The 505-nt window shown below is 43.8% G+C and carries 1 protein-coding gene; it reads right to left on the bottom strand.

The features are described 5' to 3' along the window. Positions 1–505 (bottom strand): DUF4309 domain-containing protein (locus AC3G7N_RS22795; RefSeq protein ID WP_489424367.1); only part of this gene is annotated, 505 nt, incomplete at both ends.

The raw sequence follows: 505 nt of genomic DNA, 5'->3' as shown, positions 1-505 counted from the left end.
CACACCCGGGTTATCTGATTTACCGGCGGGATTTGGCAGCACCCATTTTAAGACATAACCGCTAGAAAGTTCATAAACAAGAATGATTTGATCATAATTTTCATCCTGGTAGTAATGCGTGTCATCCGGTTTTTCATATGATTCAATCGTATCCAGATCGAACGCCGTGAATTGATCCTGAGATGACCGTAAATCGGACACAATATCGCCTGTAATACCGACATCAATGCCATGTGACGGATAGTTCAAAAAAAGACCAGCATTCGTATCTGAGGTCCCATTCGGCTTTCCCCAAGCCTCTTGCACCTCATCGACAGTCGTTTCACCAACAATGATATTGCTGTCCGGTATTTTTCCTTGCTTGGCCAAGTCGAATATGCTGTCCAGGGTTGGTTCAGCCTTAGGGACGTCTTTGCTTTCATGACCTGGTGATGTTTTCTTAGATTGTTGGTCTGCTTGTTGATCCTTTGTATCATCACCCGATGAACTGTTGAAATAAAAAGCC

It is taken from the genome of Virgibacillus carmonensis (assembly GCF_057836705.1).
Note: the sequence above shows the minus strand (reverse complement) of the source record. Positions and strands in the feature narration are given on the sequence as shown.